General features: G+C 68.5%; 16 protein-coding genes and 1 tRNA gene. 12 read left to right on the plus strand and 5 right to left on the minus strand.

Annotation, left to right across the window (positions count from 1 at the left end):
* Positions 1-188 precede the first annotated feature (188 nt).
* Positions 189-2,666 (minus strand): endonuclease/exonuclease/phosphatase family protein, encoded by a 2,478-nt coding sequence (locus tag AMYAL_RS0115590; RefSeq protein WP_342364860.1) that lies wholly within the window; start codon positions 2,664-2,666, stop codon positions 189-191.
* A 173-nt stretch (positions 2,667-2,839) separates the two neighbouring features.
* On the opposite strand from AMYAL_RS0115590, the gene AMYAL_RS0115595 reads away from it, so the two are divergent.
* Together AMYAL_RS0115595 and AMYAL_RS0115600 are read left to right on the plus strand one after the other, a co-directional pair.
* Complete coding sequence (locus AMYAL_RS0115595) at positions 2,840-4,168, plus strand: BNR-4 repeat-containing protein (protein ID WP_026467110.1); 1,329 nt, start codon at positions 2,840-2,842, stop codon at positions 4,166-4,168.
* 124 nt (positions 4,169-4,292) lie between these two features.
* A complete protein-coding gene (locus AMYAL_RS0115600) occupies positions 4,293-4,475 on the plus strand; it encodes a hypothetical protein (RefSeq protein WP_020632234.1) in 183 nt (60 codons plus the stop codon).
* 165 nt (positions 4,476-4,640) lie between these two features.
* Here the strand turns inward: AMYAL_RS0115600 and AMYAL_RS0115605 are convergent, their stop codons facing one another.
* Complete coding sequence (locus tag AMYAL_RS0115605) at positions 4,641-5,084, minus strand: limonene-1,2-epoxide hydrolase family protein (protein ID WP_020632235.1); 444 nt, start codon at positions 5,082-5,084, stop codon at positions 4,641-4,643.
* 93 nt (positions 5,085-5,177) lie between these two features.
* Between AMYAL_RS0115605 and AMYAL_RS0115610 the strand changes: the two genes are divergently transcribed.
* On the plus strand, positions 5,178-5,729 hold the full coding sequence (locus AMYAL_RS0115610; RefSeq protein ID WP_026467112.1) for a DUF305 domain-containing protein: 552 nt from the start codon (positions 5,178-5,180) through the stop codon (positions 5,727-5,729).
* A 42-nt stretch (positions 5,730-5,771) separates the two neighbouring features.
* A tRNA-Ser gene (locus AMYAL_RS0115615) sits at positions 5,772-5,859 on the plus strand.
* A gap of 48 nt (positions 5,860-5,907) precedes the next feature.
* On the opposite strand, the gene AMYAL_RS0115620 is transcribed toward AMYAL_RS0115615, so the two are convergent.
* The 3 genes from AMYAL_RS0115620 to AMYAL_RS0115630 form a co-directional block, all read right to left on the minus strand.
* Entirely contained in the window at positions 5,908-6,114 is a 207-nt protein-coding gene (locus AMYAL_RS0115620; protein WP_020632237.1) for a CsbD family protein, read from the minus strand.
* An 84-nt stretch (positions 6,115-6,198) separates the two neighbouring features.
* Positions 6,199-6,651, minus strand: coding sequence for a nucleoside deaminase (locus AMYAL_RS0115625; RefSeq protein WP_026467113.1), 453 nt, complete (start codon positions 6,649-6,651; stop codon positions 6,199-6,201).
* Between the two features lie 23 nt (positions 6,652-6,674).
* A complete protein-coding gene (locus tag AMYAL_RS0115630; RefSeq protein WP_026467114.1) occupies positions 6,675-7,157 on the minus strand; it encodes a tRNA adenosine deaminase-associated protein in 483 nt (160 codons plus the stop codon).
* A 76-nt stretch (positions 7,158-7,233) separates the two neighbouring features.
* Between AMYAL_RS0115630 and AMYAL_RS0115635 the strand changes: the two genes are divergently transcribed.
* The 8 genes from AMYAL_RS0115635 to lysA all read left to right on the plus strand — a co-directional run bounded on the left by AMYAL_RS0115635 (position 7,234) and on the right by lysA (position 14,719).
* Complete coding sequence (locus tag AMYAL_RS0115635; protein WP_020632240.1) at positions 7,234-8,463, plus strand: M20 metallopeptidase family protein; 1,230 nt, start codon at positions 7,234-7,236, stop codon at positions 8,461-8,463.
* 33 nt (positions 8,464-8,496) lie between these two features.
* The gene (locus AMYAL_RS0115640; RefSeq protein WP_026467115.1) at positions 8,497-8,967 is read left to right on the plus strand and encodes a heme-degrading domain-containing protein; all 471 of its coding nucleotides are present in this window, start codon (positions 8,497-8,499) and stop codon (positions 8,965-8,967) included.
* A 155-nt stretch (positions 8,968-9,122) separates the two neighbouring features.
* Positions 9,123-10,211, plus strand: coding sequence for a chitinase (locus AMYAL_RS45920; protein WP_020632242.1), 1,089 nt, complete (start codon positions 9,123-9,125; stop codon positions 10,209-10,211).
* A 281-nt stretch (positions 10,212-10,492) separates the two neighbouring features.
* The gene (locus AMYAL_RS0115650; protein ID WP_039793999.1) at positions 10,493-11,428 is read left to right on the plus strand and encodes a dihydrodipicolinate synthase family protein; all 936 of its coding nucleotides are present in this window, start codon (positions 10,493-10,495) and stop codon (positions 11,426-11,428) included.
* 435 nt (positions 11,429-11,863) lie between these two features.
* A complete protein-coding gene (locus AMYAL_RS0115655) occupies positions 11,864-12,889 on the plus strand; it encodes a fatty acid desaturase family protein (protein ID WP_020632244.1) in 1,026 nt (341 codons plus the stop codon).
* On the plus strand, positions 12,886-13,065 hold the full coding sequence (locus AMYAL_RS0115660; RefSeq protein WP_020632245.1) for an RGCVC family protein: 180 nt from the start codon (positions 12,886-12,888) through the stop codon (positions 13,063-13,065). Before AMYAL_RS0115655 ends, AMYAL_RS0115660 begins: the two co-directional genes overlap by 4 nt.
* A gap of 9 nt (positions 13,066-13,074) precedes the next feature.
* Positions 13,075-13,233 (plus strand): DUF6307 family protein, encoded by a 159-nt coding sequence (locus tag AMYAL_RS49870; protein ID WP_020632246.1) that lies wholly within the window; start codon positions 13,075-13,077, stop codon positions 13,231-13,233.
* A 142-nt stretch (positions 13,234-13,375) separates the two neighbouring features.
* Complete coding sequence (lysA, locus tag AMYAL_RS0115670) at positions 13,376-14,719, plus strand: diaminopimelate decarboxylase (RefSeq protein WP_020632247.1); 1,344 nt, start codon at positions 13,376-13,378, stop codon at positions 14,717-14,719.
* Positions 14,720-14,737: the final 18 nt, after the last annotated feature.

Below are 14,737 nucleotides of genomic sequence, written 5' to 3' on the forward strand. Positions count from 1 at the left end.
AGGATCGGGGACGTTGAGTGTCCCGAATCCTCCGTTGATCAAGGTCGGTGACCGGAATACACCCGCGCAACCATCACCCTCGCGCAGGTCAGGCACAGGTGAACGAATACCGGGCCTCCTTGAGGGACTCTGAGTCTCTCAAGGAGGCCTTCACGGACTACGCAAACAGATGACTGAACGCGGGTGGGTCAGGGCTTAGGCAGGTAAGGGCCGAGCACCTTCTCCAGGTAGTCCGCCAGGTCGTAGAACGCGTCCTGGACGGGGTTGCCCGCGCTCGGCCGGAACCGCAGCACCTGCGGGTCGTGGTCGCTCGCCTGCTTCGCGAATTCCGCGTTCAGGTGGACGACGTCGTAGTCGGCCCCGCGCGGCGCCTTCGACGCCAGGATGTGGTCCAGCACCTGCGACTGGCCCTCGAAGACGTAGCTGTACCGCTCGCTTTCCGGCAGCGACGCGATGAGGTCCTTCAGCGCACCGCCGGCGGTCAGCGTCTTCACGGCGGGCGAGAACGGGTAGTCGTTCAGGTCACCGGCCACGACGACGTTCGCGTTCTTGTCCGACGCGAGCAGCTTGTCGACAAAGCCCCGCAGGACGGTCGCCTGCTTGGCCCGCTGCACCTCGGAACTCCGGACCGGCGGCTGGTTGCGGCCGTGGGTCGGCTGGTCGCCGCCCTTGGAGTTGAAGTGGTTCGCGATGACGAACACCGTGCGACCCTGGAAGACGAACTCGCCGACGAGCGGCTTGCGGCTGGCCTCCCACGCCTCGTTCAGCGGGTCGACCCGGCCGGGTGAGACGGTCAGGTGGGTCTTGCCGCGCTCCTTGACCACGTCGACTGGGGTGGTCGCGTCGCCGCCCTTGCGGTCCACAAAGGACACCCGTGCCGGGTTGAACAGGAAGCCGACGCGGATGTTGCCGCCCGGCTGGCCGCCGTCCTTGCCGTTCTCCGGGTCGATCTGACGCCACTCGTAGCGCGGGCCACCGGCGGCGACGATCGCGTCGACGAACTTCTTCAGGGTCTGGTCCGCGACGACGGTGCCGTCGTTCGCAGGCCCGTTGTTGTCCTGGATCTCTTCCAGGTTCAGGATGTCCGGCTTCGCCAGGTTGGTGGCGATGGCCTTCGCCAGCTCGCCGAACTTCTCGTCACTGTCCAAAGCAGACAGGTTCTCGACGTTGTAGGTGGCCACGGAAAGCTCACCGCTGCGCTGCGCACGGGTGCTCTCGCGCTGAAGCCCGTTGTCCTTGGCGGCGCCCAGCTTGGTCGCGAACAGCGTGTAGCCGCCGAAGTTGCTGTACTCGACCGGGCCGGAGGTCTCGCCGGTGAGCACGTCGCCGGTGTTGACCTTCGGGAACGGCTGCTCGGCGAACGGGATCAGCGACGCCACCTTGAGCACGCCGGTGTTGAGCCGGTCGTAGTCCAGGTACACCGAGCCGCCGCGAACGCTCGGGTTCTGCTTCGGCTTGGTGGTCACGTAAAGCTCGTTGAACGACGACGTCGGGCCGACGACGCGCGCGTCGGAGACGCTGACCATCTCGCTTTCGTGCGACTCCCAGAAGTCCAGCGAGTACTTCGCGGGCTCCAGCGGCAGCGGCTCGATGCTGCCGCCCGGCGCGGGGGCGACGGTGTCCGGGACCGAGTCCGGCGTGACGACGGTCGGCGCGGGAAGCGCGTTCCCGCTCGAATCGACCGTCCACTGTGCACTCGTCAGCTCGGTGAGCGACTGGTACGGCGAGGTCGCCGGGGCGTCCGGGTAGAACTCGCGGACGGTGCCGGTGGCGGTCACCGCGTCGCCGACGGCCACAGCGGGCGTGGTCGAGCCGGTGAAGACGAACAGGCCCTCGCTGGTGCGCGGGTCGGCGTCGGGGGCGGTGTCGGTGATCCAGAACCCGCGGGCCGAACCGAAGCTCCGGATCGCGGTCACGACGCCGGTGACCCCGGCGACCTTCCGGTCCTTGAACGGCGAGATCCGGGTGGTGCCCTGGATGTCGTGGATCTTGGCGGTCACCGCCGGCGGGCCGGTCTCACCCGGCGTCTCACCCTTGCTGTTCGTCGGGGTGGGCGCGCCGGAGGTGAAGTCGGCGGCGTTGTCGTCGGTGTCGGCGAGCGTCGTCCCCCTGGCGACGGACGCGGTGTTCGACGGCGCGGGCGCCGCGGTCCCCTCACGGATGACCGCGGCCGGGCCGAAGCCGACCAGATCCTTGATCCGGCTGTCGGCCGCGCAGTCGGCGGCGGTCTTGCAGGTCAGGGCCGTGGCGCCCTGGACGAGCGCGACGGTGCCGGCGGTCGCGGACAGGGCCAGCGAGCCGGTGGCGTCCGGTGTCGGGAGCGCGACGGTGCCGCCCGCGCCCTTCGCCTGCGCGATGAGGTACCGCGCGCCGGGCGCGACAGTGCCGGTCAGCGGCGTGACCTGCCAGCTGTTCCCCGACGCGGACGCGTACTGGACGCTGAAGCCTTCGAGGCTGACCGCGGCCGCGCCGCGGTTGGCGAGCTCGACGAAGTCGTTCGTCAGCGTGGCGCCCGAGTTGCCGCCACCGCCGTAGACCTCGGCGATCACGGCGTCGGCACTGGGCGCGGCGAGCGCGGCCGGAGCGGAGACACCGCTCACGACCAGCCCGGAGGCAACGGCCGCGGTCAGGGCCCGTCTCCGGGCAGCACGTCGGGAAATGGTCACGCTGAGTCCCCTTTTCGCAAGATCGGTCGAGGAATACTCCCCCGAACAAGTGAAATGAGGAAGACGACAAGACAACGATTCGTCACCGCTAGCCCGTTCGGCCGCTGGTTCCGCCGTGTTCTCGCGTGAGAAGATCAAAGTCCGCCGCCTGCGATACACCAGGAGGCGTCTTCATGCGCGGACTTCTTTGCGCGCTCGTCATGGCAGGTCTCGTCATCCCGGTTCCCCAGGCGGCGGCCAAGCCGCCGGAAAAGACCGCGTTCGAGGTGATGATCCCGGCGAGCACGGTCGCGTCCCGCACCGACCGCCGTCCGAACGCGGGCGGGGTCTTCGACCCGGTCTCACGCAAGACGTTCATCTCGTGGTCCGGCAAGGCCGCGGACACCTACGTCCAGGCCTACGACCACCGGACCGGCGCCTGGACCGCGCCGAAGAAGATCGCCGACGGCGAGTCCGACCCGCACAACTACCCGACGATGCTGCTGGCGGGCGACGGCCACCTGCTGATCTTCCGCGGCATGCACAACACGCGGACCGTGATCAGCCGCGCGTCGCTGGCCCATTCACTCGACGGCACCTGGACCGACACCGAGGTCGCCGCGGGTGACTCGGCGAGCTACCCGATGCCGGTCAAGACCGCCGACGGCACGCTATTCATGTTCTACCGCGAAACCACGAACGAACTCGATCCCGGAGCCGCCCCGGACTTCCGTCCGATGAAGTACATCGTCTCCCGCGACGACGGGAAGACGTGGAAGAACTCCGTGCAGCTGACCGGTAAGCAGTGGGCGTTCGGCTCGCTGGGCCGGGCCGACCACATGGACGAGGTCTACGTCGGGCAGCTGCGCTACCTGCCGTCGTCCGGGCGGATCCAGTTCGTCTACACGCTCGCGGGCGGCGGGCCGGACCAGCACAAGCACGACGTCTACCACCGGAACGTCTACTACCTGTCGTTCGACGTCCACACCCTGCGCTTCTTCTCCGCGGCGGGCCGCGACCTCGGCACCCAGGTCGACGACGCCGAGCAGGAGCGGTACCTCAAGGTCGTCGAAACCCCGCTCGAACTGCCCGGCGGGCTCAAGTCGCCGGACTACATCCTGCAGGCAGGCACCCAGCGCGACGGCAAACCGTTCGTCACCTGGTTCCAGTTCGACGCCGCCGGCTCGCCGCGCGATTTCGCGGGCGCCTGGAACGGCCGGAACTGGGAAGTGCGCGAAGTCGCGAACGGACTCCGATTGCGCGAGATCGAACCGCTCACCGGCGGCACTTGGCGCGTTTACGGAACCCGCGACGGGCAACCGGGCATCGAGACGTTCCTGCTCGAGAACGGACGGGTCTGGAAGCCGGAAACCGTGATCACCACACCGAAACCGGTCCAGCGCGTCGAGGTGATCGCCGGCTTCCGGGACCCCGCGCGCATTCTCGCGACCGGCGCGTCCAGCGCGCGTGACGTCTCCGTGGCCGACGGTGACATTTACGTGGCGGGGACACCCCGGAAATAGCCCATTGGTGTTCCGCTGCCTTAAATGAACCTCAAGTCCGGGTTCAACCTGGCATTTCCGGAGCTACCTTGGCGACGTGAGCGAGGACACAAATCCTCCCTCATGTCGCCGGAGGAGGTGTCCGATGGGCTGGCTCATCGTCGGTACGGCACTGGTTCTGCTGCTGAGCATCGCGCTGGCCGTCGATCTGCGCGACCGGAAACGCGGGGGCCGTCCGGTGGCCCACTTCGGCGGAGCGAGACTGGACGCCGTACTGCGCGAAGCCGACATGGGCGAGCGGCTCGCGGATCGGCACATGAGTTTCTGACGCTCACCGGGGAGAGTGAGCGGGGGGAACTGGGGGCGCACCGCCGGTGCACGGGACCCGTCGGGGGAGGACGGAGCCCGTACACCGGCGGTGTGTCGTTTCACGCCTCGCCGCACTCGCGTGATCAGAGACGGATCTCGCGTGATCAACCGCCGCACACGCGAGTCACGTGAGTTCGTGCCGCGCCTTGTACTTCCCGATGAGCGACTTCGCCCCGGCGACCGCCGCCTTGCCCGCGCCCTTCGCGCTCGCGGCCAGGAAGGTCGTCCAGTCGAAATAGTCGCGCCACAGCACGATCCGGCCGTCGCGCACCTCGAACGTGCCGCACACCCAGAACTCCGCCTCCCACGCACCGCGCCGGAGGACGTCGGTGCGCTCGGTGAGCACGATCGGCCCGTCCGCGGCGAGGTGGTGGGTGCGCGCCTCGAACCCGCTGCCGTAGCGGGCCATGGCGCGCAACTGTTTCTCCACCGCCGAAAGGCCACGGGCGGCGGGAAGCGGGACGTTCTGATAGACGATATCGATCGCCACGAAGCCCAGCGCGCGGTCGATGTCGAGCTCTTCGAGGGCCTGAAGGAAACCGGTCACCACGGTCTTCGGATCCGTCATGCCGCCCAAGGCTAATCCGGTTTTGAACCGCCGGAAGGTCACAGCCGTATCACAGAACGGAGGGCCCGGTTTCCCCTGACTACGGAGGTATCGATGCGACGGCGACTGCCGATGGCACTGTTCGGGCTGGTCGTCTGGGTGCTCGCGGGCTGCTCGACGGCCACGGGCGCGGCACCGGCGACGAATGCTCCGGGCGCCAACCAGGCCGACGTCACCTTCTCCCAACAGATGGTCCCGCACCACCAGCAGTCGATCCAGGTCGCGAACCTCGCCTCGGAACGGTCGGCTTCCGAATACGTGAAGGCGACCGCGGCCAAGATCGTGAAAGCCGAGTCCGCGGAGGTCCAGACGATGACCGGCTGGCTGCAGTCGTGGAACGCGGCCGTACTCCCGGCGGCGGGCCACGCCGGGCACGCGATGCCGGGGATGATCACCGCCGGGCAGGTCGCCTCGCTGCAGAACCTGACCGGCGCCGAGTTCGACAAGACGTGGCTCCCGTTGATGGCCGAGCATCTGCGCAACGGCGTCGCGATGGCCAAAACCGTGCTGTCGTCGGGCGAACACGCCGAGACCAAGGCGCTCGCGCAGGAGATCGTGGAGAACCAGACGGCGGCGATCGACGAGATCACCGCGCAGCTTTCTTGACCCCCTGAAGGTCCCGGAGAGCCCTCCGGTATTGTTCTCGGCGGTGGCGTGTCCGAGCGGCCGAAGGAGCACGACTCGAAATCGTGTGACGGCTAATAACCGTCCGTGGGTTCAAATCCCACCGCCACCGCAGCGAAGAGCCCGGTCTCCACGGAGACCGGGCTCTTCCGCGTGAGGGCTACTTGGTGAACTTGTCCTTGAGGTCCTGGACGCCACTCTCGGCGCGGTCGCGCAGATCGTGTCCGGCCTCCTTGACCTGGCCTTCGGTCTGGTCCGCCCGGCCCGAGTTCTCCAGGTCCTGGTTGCCGGTCTTCTCGCCGAGCTTCTCCTTGGCGGCGCCGATGGCTTGCTCGGCCTTGTCCTTCGCCTTGTCGAAAACGCTCATGGCGGGTGTTCCTCCTTCGACCGCGGCCACCGTTTGCGGCCGCCTATCGGAGGGTTACCCGTCCTACCGGGACCGACACATCTGTCACCCGGTGCGGTTACCCCGTCGCCCGTGGAAGAAGTCTTCGAGCAGGGCCGCGCATTCGGGCTCCAGCACGCCGCCGACGACCTCCGCGCGGTGGCTGAGCCGCCGGTCGCGGACGACGTCCCACAACGAACCCACGGCCCCGGTCTTGGGCTCCCAGGCGCCGAAGACGAGCTTCGCGACCCTGGCCATCACGAGCGCCCCGGCGCACATCGTGCACGGCTCCAGCGTCACCGCGAGCGTGCAGCCTTCGAGCCGCCAGCCGTCGCCGTAGATCTCGGACGCGGCGCGCAGCGCGAGGATCTCCGCGTGCGCCGTCGGGTCGCCGAGCTCTTCGCGGGCGTTGCGCGCGGAAGCGAGCGGGGTCCCGTCCGGGGACAGGACGACGGCGCCGATCGGCACGTCGTCGCCCGCACCTCGCGCCGCATCGATCGCCGCCTGGACGGCGGCGATGTCGGCGGCGGAGGCGGCGGGGCTCAGATCTCGTCCAGGATCTTGGCGAACTCGGCGGCGAATCCGCACCGCTGCGCGACCATCTGGAGCTGTTCGTCCGGATAGAGGTCGACCTCGCCGACGATCACCTGCAGCTCCGCCCCCGGCAGGCCGAGATCGGCCAGGATCTCCAGATCGCCTTCCGGCCAGACCGCGTCGTCGTCCTCGTCCGGGGGGTCGACTCTCAGCACGTCGAGCACGTCGGCGGCGATGTCGTAGTCGAGCGCCGCGGCGGCGTCGGACAACAGCAGCGACGGTCCTCTCGGACTCGGCCGGACGATCACGAAGAACTCGTCGTCGATCGCCAGCAGGCCGAACGCGGCACCGGTCGAACGCAGTTTTCCCAGCTCGGTGATCGCAGCGTCGAGCTCGGCGAGTGCCCCCGGATCAAGAGAGCTGCACCGCCACCGACCGTCCTCCCGCACCACGGCCACCGCGAACCCCGTGATCGGCTCTTGCACCGCCATGCGCACACCGTATTCCGCCCGCATTCGGAACGCACGCACGGTGCGCCCGAAGCGCCGCATGCGCCACTATCGAGACATGACCGGACCGACCGACCTGCCCACGCTCCCCGATGCGCGCTTCGCCGGTTTGCTGGACGAAGCCCGCGCTCTTCAGACGAAAACCGTAGGACTCCGCCGTGAGATCCACCGGAATCCGGAGATCGGCCTCCATCTGCCGAAGACCCAGGCCTCGATCAAAGCAGCCCTCGACGGCCTGCCGCTGGAGATCGTCGAGGGCAAATCGACCACTTCGCTGACCGCCGTCCTGCGGGGAGGGAAGCCGGGCCCGGCGATCCTGCTCCGCGGCGACATGGACGCGCTTCCGCTGCACGAGGACACCGGCCTCGGCTTCGCCTCCGAAGACGACGAAGCGATGCACGCCTGCGGGCACGACACCCACGTCGCCATGCTGGCGTCGGCCGCGCGGCTGCTCAGCGAGCACGTCGACGAGCTGGCCGGGTCGGTGGTGTTCATGTTCCAGCCCGGCGAGGAGGGCGAGCACGGCGCGCGCCACATGATCCACGAAGGCGTGCTCGACGCCGCAGGCGAACGGGTCGTGAAGGCGTTCGGCCTGCACATCTTCACCTCGGCCGCGACCGGCGTCGTGCAGACGCGGCCCGGTCCGATCATGGCGTCGGCGAACACCTTCCACGTCACCGTCACCGGCCGGGGCGGGCACGGCTCGGCGCCGCACCAGGCGATCGACCCGGTGCCGGCGGCGGCCGCGATGGTGACCGCGCTGCAGACGATGGTGACCCGCAAGGTGAGCGTGTTCGAGCCCGCCGTGGTCTCGGTGACCCGCATCGAGACCGGGACCGCGACGAACATCATCCCGGAGACAGCGTTCATGGAGGGCACGATCCGCACGCTGTCCGAGCGGACGCAGGCGTTCGTGCGCGAGGAGCTGCCGAAGGTGTGCGAGGCGATCGGCGCGGCGCACGGCGTCCGCGTGCACGCCGAAGTGCCCGCCGGCTACCCGACGACGGTGAACGATCCGCAGGTCGCGGGCCGGGTACTGGAGCTGGCGGCCGAGGTCCTCGGTGCGGAGAACTCCGAGTTCATGGAGCACCCGGTGATGGGCGCGGAGGACTTCTCGTATGTCCTGCAACGCGTTCCGGGTGCCTTCGCCTTCCTCGGCGCCGCCCCGCCCGGATCCGACCCGGCCACGGTCGAGGCGAACCACTCGAACCGCGTGATCTTCGACGAGGACGCGATGGCCAACGGTGTCGCGATGTACGCGGCGTTCGCGCTGGACGCACTTCGGTAGCCATTACACAACAGTGTTGATTTAATGGGTGTCATGAGCGATGACACCCTTGCCGTCCTGGCCGCACAGGAGGAGCGCCTGGTCTTCCGCCGGTTCGACAACGAGACCGCGCTGAAGCTGGGCGCCCACCTGCTCGCGGCGGCACGGGACCGCGCCCTCCCGGTGACGGTCTCCGTGCGCCGCGGCGGCCAGCGGCTGTTCCACGCGGCGTTGCCGGGCACGTCGGCCGACAACGACGCGTGGATCGACCGCAAGAGCCGCGTCGTCGACCGCTACGGGCACAGCTCGTTCCTCGTCGGCGAGCGGTTCCGCGCGAAAGGCACGACGTTCGAGGCCGACTCCCGCCTCGATCCGGACCTCTACGCCGCGCACGGCGGCGTGTTCCCGGTGATCGTCGACGGCGTGGGCCCGGTCGGCACGGTCGGCATCTCAGGACTGCCGCAGGCCGACGATCACGCGTTCGTCGTCGAGCAACTGGAAACCTTCCTCGCCACACTGTCCTAAGTGGACAATCCACGGAGTTGTCCACAGGTTGTTCACGTGTGGACAACTCCGTGCGATGGCGGCAAAACCGGACGAGCTCCGGTGATTTCTTGACAAACTCGTAGTGGTCTAGTCCAATCCCTGACGTGACCTGAACCACACCCGAGGGAGTCCCCATGCGCCGGAATGCCGCCGTCGGCATCGTTTTCCTCTTGCTGGGCCTGCTGATGCCCGCCACGGCCCAGGCCTCGATCCCGGCCAACGCCCTGGTCGGCTATCTGCACGCGAGCTTCGCGAACGGTTCCGGCTACACCCGGATCGCCGACGTGCCCGATGACTGGGACATCATCGACCTCGCCTTCGCCGAGCCGACCTCCGTGACCTCGGGCGAACTCCGGTTCGGTCTCTGCCCGGCGGCGGAATGCCCCGGCGTCGAATCCGAGGCGGAGTTCATCGCCGGGATCAAGGCGCAACGGGCCAAGGGCAAGAAGGTGGTCGTCTCGGTCGGCGGCCAGAACGGCCAGGTGCAGCTGACCACCGCCGCCGCGCGGGACGCCTTCGTCAGTTCGGCGAGCGCGATCATCGACAAGTACGGCCTGGACGGGATCGACATCGACTTCGAGGGCCACTCGCTGTCCTTGAACGCGGGCGACACCGACTTCAAGAACCCGACGACCCCCGTGGTGGCCAACCTGATCTCCGCGCTGAAGACGCTGAAAGCCAAGTACGGCAACGACTTCGTGCTGACGATGGCGCCGGAGACGTTCTTCGTCCAGCTCGGCCACCAGTTCTACGGCCCTGGCGCGAGCGGGAGCGCCGATCCGCGGTCGGGGGCGTACCTCCCGGTGATCCACGCGCTACGGGACTCGCTGACCTTGCTGCACGTCCAGGATTACAACTCCGGCCCGATCATGGGGCTCGACGGCCAGTACCACACCATGGGGACCGCGGACTTCCACACGGCGATGACCGACATGGTGCTCACCGGCTTCCCCGTCGCGGGCGACGCCGGGAACGTCTTCCCCGCGCTGAAGCCGGAACAGGTCGCGATCGGCCTGCCCGCCGCCCCTTCGGCGGGCAACGGGCACACGACGCCGTCCGACGTGCGCGCGTCGCTGGACTGCCTGATCAAGGGAAGCGGCTGCGGCGCCTACAAGCCGCACGGCACCTTCCCGGCGCTTCGCGGGCTGATGACGTGGTCGATCAACTGGGACAAGTTCAGCGGCTGGGAGTTCTCGAAGAACTTCAACTCCTACTTCGGCTGAGTCCGCGAGGTGTGTGGATTTCTGGTCATCCAACGCACCGAAATCCACAGGGTCGACGCCAACAGGCCCAGTGTCGCGCAGAGTCACCGACACCGTCTACAGACATGCCAGGTGTCCTGAGCCGCTACGCCGGCTGTCCTGAAAGCCCCCTTTAAGACGTTGAACGTCCTGAAGGGACCCTTCGGGACACGACATCGAGTCACCCGTCCCAAGATTCAGGACGCCCGCCCCAATACCTCACCGTGCTACCGTGAGACGTCACATCATATATCAGATCGGACATGCCAGTGATCTCCTCAGCGCGGTTCGACGAGCGGAAACGGCGGCTGTCCGGGGTCGTGGCCATCCCGGTGACACCGTTCGACGCCGACGGCGCCGTGGCTCCGGAGACCTACGTGAAGCTGGTGGACCGGGTGATCACCGCCGGCGTCGAGGTCGTGACACCGAACGGCAACACCGGCGAGTTCTACGCGCTGGACGTGACCGAGGCGCGGCGCTGCCTCGAACTGACGGTCGAGGCGGCGGCCGGGCGGGCGAGTGTGGTCGCCGGCGTCGGGCACGACCTCGGGACCGCGATCGGCGCGGCACGGCACGCGCGGGAGGCGGGCGCGGACCTGATCATGATCCATCAGCCGGTGCACCCGTACGTCTCGGCGGAGGGCTGGGTCGAATACCACCGCGCCATCGCGGCCGCGGTCCCGGAACTGGGTGTCGTGCTGTACGTACGCGACGCGCGGATCGAGGGCGAGCAGCTGGCCAGGCTCGGCGACGCCGCGGAGAACGTCATCGGGGTGAAGTACGCGGTGCCGGATCCGGTGCGGTTCGCGTCGGTGGCGCGGGACGCGGGGCTCGCGCGCTTCGTGTGGATCGCCGGGCTGGCGGAGCTGTCGGCACCGGGCTACTTCGCCGTCGGCGCGACCGGGTTCACTTCGGGACTGGTGAACGTCGCGCCGTCGCTCTCGCTGGAGATGTTCCGGTCGCTGCGGGACGGAGACTTCGGCGCCGCGATGGCCTGTTGGGAACGTGTCCGGCCCTTCGAGGAACTGCGGGCCGCGGACGGGAACGCCAACAACGTGAGCGTGGTGAAGGAAGCGTTGGCGCAGCTGGGCTTGTGCCGCCGCGACGTCCGTCCGCCGAGCCGCCCGCTGACCGGTGAAGAACGCGGGAAGGTCGCCGAAGCGCTCGAAAACCGGCCGCCGCACCGGAATGTCTTCTGACCGTGTGCACGCCCGCCGGGAACGGACGTGCACACGGCGACAGGTCAGAGACCGGGTATCGATGAGCGCGGCGTGGCCCTGATGGGCGCCTCGGGGCGCGCTGTGAGGCGCGGCGGGCGGCTGCTCACCGGCGGAGCCGGCGGGACCATGAACGCGGAGGATCGATTTCTGGCCGGCGCTCCTGCCTCCGGTCGAGCCTCGCGACCGGACGGAACCGGGGGAAGTTTCCCTCGATGACCTCGACTGTACGCCAGATCGTGCTGCTTCGGTGAATTGCTTTCCGCACCGCCGGCGTGGGACGCTGGAAGAAGACCACGGAGCGTCCGTGGCGTGTTGTGGTACCAGTGCCTTTCTCGGCCGGACCGGACCCTTTCGGTGTTCTGAAAACCGTTGCTGGATTGCCCACTTTCACGAACCAGAACGGTGTGATCTCCCATGACCTCCACACAGACGAGGCAGGGCAGCGACTTCGCCGCACTGTCCCATTTGGTCAAAGAGGCCGGTCTGCTCGAACGGCGGCGCGTGTACTACGCGACGAAGATCTTCTTGAACCTGCTCGCTTTCGCGGGCGGCTGGGTCGCCTTCGCCCACCTCGGCGACTCTTGGTGGCAGCTGTTCCTCGCCGCGTTCTTCGCGATGATGTTCACCCAGCTCTCCTTCATCGGCCACGACGCGGGACACAAACAGATCTTCCGTGGCCGCAAGGCGAACGACGTCACCGGTTTCGTCCACGGTGGACTGACCGGCCTCAGCTACGGCTGGTGGCTCGGAACGCACAACCGGCACCACGCGAATCCCAACCACGAGGACGAGGACCCGGACGTCAACCTCGCGGCCCTGATCTTCACCAAGGCCCAGGGCGCCGAACGCCGCGGTTTCCTGCGCTGGATGGCCAAGTACCAGGCGTTCCTGTTCTTTCCGTTGCTGTTGCTGGAAGGCCTGAACCTGCACGTGTCGAGCGTGACGGCGATCTTCCAACGCGGCTTCAAGCGCCGGAAGCTCGAATCGGCGCTGATGCTCGCTCACCTCGCCGCGTACCTGACAGCGGTGTTCGTGGTCCTCTCGCCAGGGGTCGGCTTCGTCTTCATCGCCGTGCACCAATGCCTTTGGGGCGTGTACATGGGCTGCTCGTTCGCCCCGAACCACAAGGGCATGCCGACGCTGTCGGCAGGGCACAAGCTCGACTTCCTGCGCAAGCAGGTGCTCACCTCGCGCAACGTGCGCGGCGGTCCGGTCGTGGACTTCGCCCTCGGCGGCCTCAACTACCAGATCGAGCACCACCTGTTCCCGAACATGGCCCGGCCGAACCTCAAGCACGCGCAGGTGATCGTCCGGGAGTTCTGCGCGAAGCACGGCATCGACTACGCACAGTGCGGCTGGGCGGCGTCCTACGGGTACGTCCTCCGGCACCTGCACGAAGTCGGGGCGCCGTTGCGCGCTCAACCGGTGGCGGTGCGATGACCTCCGTCCGGTCCCTCGGCGACGTGGCCGAGCCCGCGGCCGACGACCGGTGCCCGTGCTGCCCGCATCCGCTGTCCCTGCACGACGTGATCGCGAGGCGGTTCTGCCTCGCCACCGCGGCAGGCAGCTTCAGCCGCGGCTGTACCTGCGCCACGAAACCCGAAACAACCGAATAGGGGATCACCATGAACGCCGACACCGTCCCCGTCTCCCGCTACGAGATCCGGGTCGACACCGTGAAGAAGATCGTCACCGAGCACACCGACCTCGACAACGAGGCGGCGTTCGCCTTGGCCGTGCACATGGTGCGGGCGCTCGACACCGTCCCGGAGCACGTCCGCTGACGGTGTGGCCGGGGTTACTCGCGCGTTAACAAGGCGTCAGCGAGCACCCGGAACGCGTCAGGGAGACGTTGCCGGAGCGGCCGGGCCGGGCCGATCGGAGTTGTGCTGGGGCGAGCACTGACCGATCGACACGGAGGTAACCGTGACGCTCAGCGAGCTCCTGCCCAGCCTCGGTTGCGAGGCCGCCGACCTCCTCGAACCCGGTGTCTGGCCGCGGAGCACCCGGCTCGGGCCCGGCGGGGAACTGCTGTTCGCCGGCGCGCCGGTGTCCCATCTGGCCGCGAGGTTCGGGACCCCGGCGTATCTGCTCGACGAGGACGAGGTCCGGCAGAACGCCCGCGCGTACCGCCGGGCACTTCCGGACGCCGAGGTGGCGTACGCGAGCAAGGCGCTGTGCACCCGCGCGGTGCTGCGCTGGGTCGCTGAGGAGGGCCTTTCCCTCGACACCTGCTCGGCGGGCGAGATCGCGGTGGCGCGGTCGGTCGGCTTCCCCGCCGAGCGGATCCTGCTGCACGGCAACGCGAAGACCCCCGAAGACCTCAAGGCCGCGCTGTCCTACGGCGTCCGCCGGATCGTGGTGGACTCGCTCGACGAGATCGAGCAGCTCGGCGCGCTGGCCACCGGCGCGCAGCAGGTGCTGATCCGCGTGACACCCGACGTCTCGGCAGGCACGCACGCGGCGATCACCACCGGCACCGAAGGCCAGAAATTCGGCTTCTCGCTGCGTGAGGAGGTCCGTGACAACCTCGGCCGCGCCGTTTCCGCCGTGCTCGCGCAGCCGGGGCTGCGCCTCGTCGGGCTGCATTGCCACATCGGTTCGCAGGTGTCCCGTGTGGACTTCTACGAACTGGCCGCCCGCAAGATGATCGGGGTGCTCGCCGGGCTCCGCGAGACCCACGGCGTCACCTTGCGGGAGCTGGACCTCGGCGGCGGGCACGCCGTCCGCTATCTGCCCGGCGACACGGGATTCGACATCGACGGCTATGTGCGCCGCCTCCGGGTCGCGCTCGCCTACGAATGCGCGTCGCACGGCTTCCCGTCGCCGAAATTGACGATCGAGCCGGGCCGCGCGATCGTCGGCCCGGCGGGGATCACCGTGTACCGGGTCTGCGCGGTGAAACGCGGTTCGCGCACGTTCGTCGCCGTCGACGGCGGAATGAGCGACAACGCGCGGCCCGCGCTCTACGGAGCGGCGTACACCGCGCGCCTGATCGGCAGGCGCAGCCGCTCGGTCAGGCGGCCGATGACGGTGGTCGGACGGCACTGCGAATCGGGCGACGTCCTCGCCGACGGGCTCGCGCTCCCCGACGACGTCCACCCCGGCGATCTGCTCGCCGTCCCGTGCACCGGGGCATACCACCACTCGCTCGCGTCGAATTACAACCTCGTCGGCAGGCCGCCCGTCGTCGGCGTTTCCCGCGGCACGGCGACCCTGCTCGTACGCCGTGAAACCGAGGAAGACCTGCTGAAACGCGATCTGGGCTGACTCGTCGTCCGAAAACCT

This window comes from Amycolatopsis alba DSM 44262, assembly GCF_000384215.1.
GTDB lineage: Bacteria > Actinomycetota > Actinomycetes > Mycobacteriales > Pseudonocardiaceae > Amycolatopsis > Amycolatopsis alba.

What these genes read in the sequence shown, in the direction of transcription:
- AMYAL_RS0115595 (WP_026467110.1), top strand. Translation starts at nt 2,840, where the DNA reads ATGCGCGGACTTCTTTGCGCGCTCGTCATGGCAGGTCTCGTCATCCCG.
- AMYAL_RS0115600 (WP_020632234.1), top strand. Translation starts at nt 4,293, where the DNA reads ATGGGCTGGCTCATCGTCGGTACGGCACTGGTTCTGCTGCTGAGCATC.
- AMYAL_RS0115605 (WP_020632235.1), bottom strand. Translation starts at nt 5,084, where the DNA reads ATGACGGATCCGAAGACCGTGGTGACCGGTTTCCTTCAGGCCCTCGAA.
- AMYAL_RS0115610 (WP_026467112.1), top strand. Translation starts at nt 5,178, where the DNA reads ATGCGACGGCGACTGCCGATGGCACTGTTCGGGCTGGTCGTCTGGGTG.
- AMYAL_RS0115620 (WP_020632237.1), bottom strand. Translation starts at nt 6,114, where the DNA reads ATGAGCGTTTTCGACAAGGCGAAGGACAAGGCCGAGCAAGCCATCGGC.
- AMYAL_RS0115630 (WP_026467114.1), bottom strand. Translation starts at nt 7,157, where the DNA reads ATGGCGGTGCAAGAGCCGATCACGGGGTTCGCGGTGGCCGTGGTGCGG.
- AMYAL_RS0115635 (WP_020632240.1), top strand. Translation starts at nt 7,234, where the DNA reads ATGACCGGACCGACCGACCTGCCCACGCTCCCCGATGCGCGCTTCGCC.
- AMYAL_RS0115640 (WP_026467115.1), top strand. Translation starts at nt 8,497, where the DNA reads ATGAGCGATGACACCCTTGCCGTCCTGGCCGCACAGGAGGAGCGCCTG.
- AMYAL_RS45920 (WP_020632242.1), top strand. Translation starts at nt 9,123, where the DNA reads ATGCGCCGGAATGCCGCCGTCGGCATCGTTTTCCTCTTGCTGGGCCTG.
- AMYAL_RS0115650 (WP_039793999.1), top strand. Translation starts at nt 10,493, where the DNA reads ATGCCAGTGATCTCCTCAGCGCGGTTCGACGAGCGGAAACGGCGGCTG.
- AMYAL_RS0115655 (WP_020632244.1), top strand. Translation starts at nt 11,864, where the DNA reads ATGACCTCCACACAGACGAGGCAGGGCAGCGACTTCGCCGCACTGTCC.
- AMYAL_RS0115660 (WP_020632245.1), top strand. Translation starts at nt 12,886, where the DNA reads ATGACCTCCGTCCGGTCCCTCGGCGACGTGGCCGAGCCCGCGGCCGAC.
- AMYAL_RS49870 (WP_020632246.1), top strand. Translation starts at nt 13,075, where the DNA reads ATGAACGCCGACACCGTCCCCGTCTCCCGCTACGAGATCCGGGTCGAC.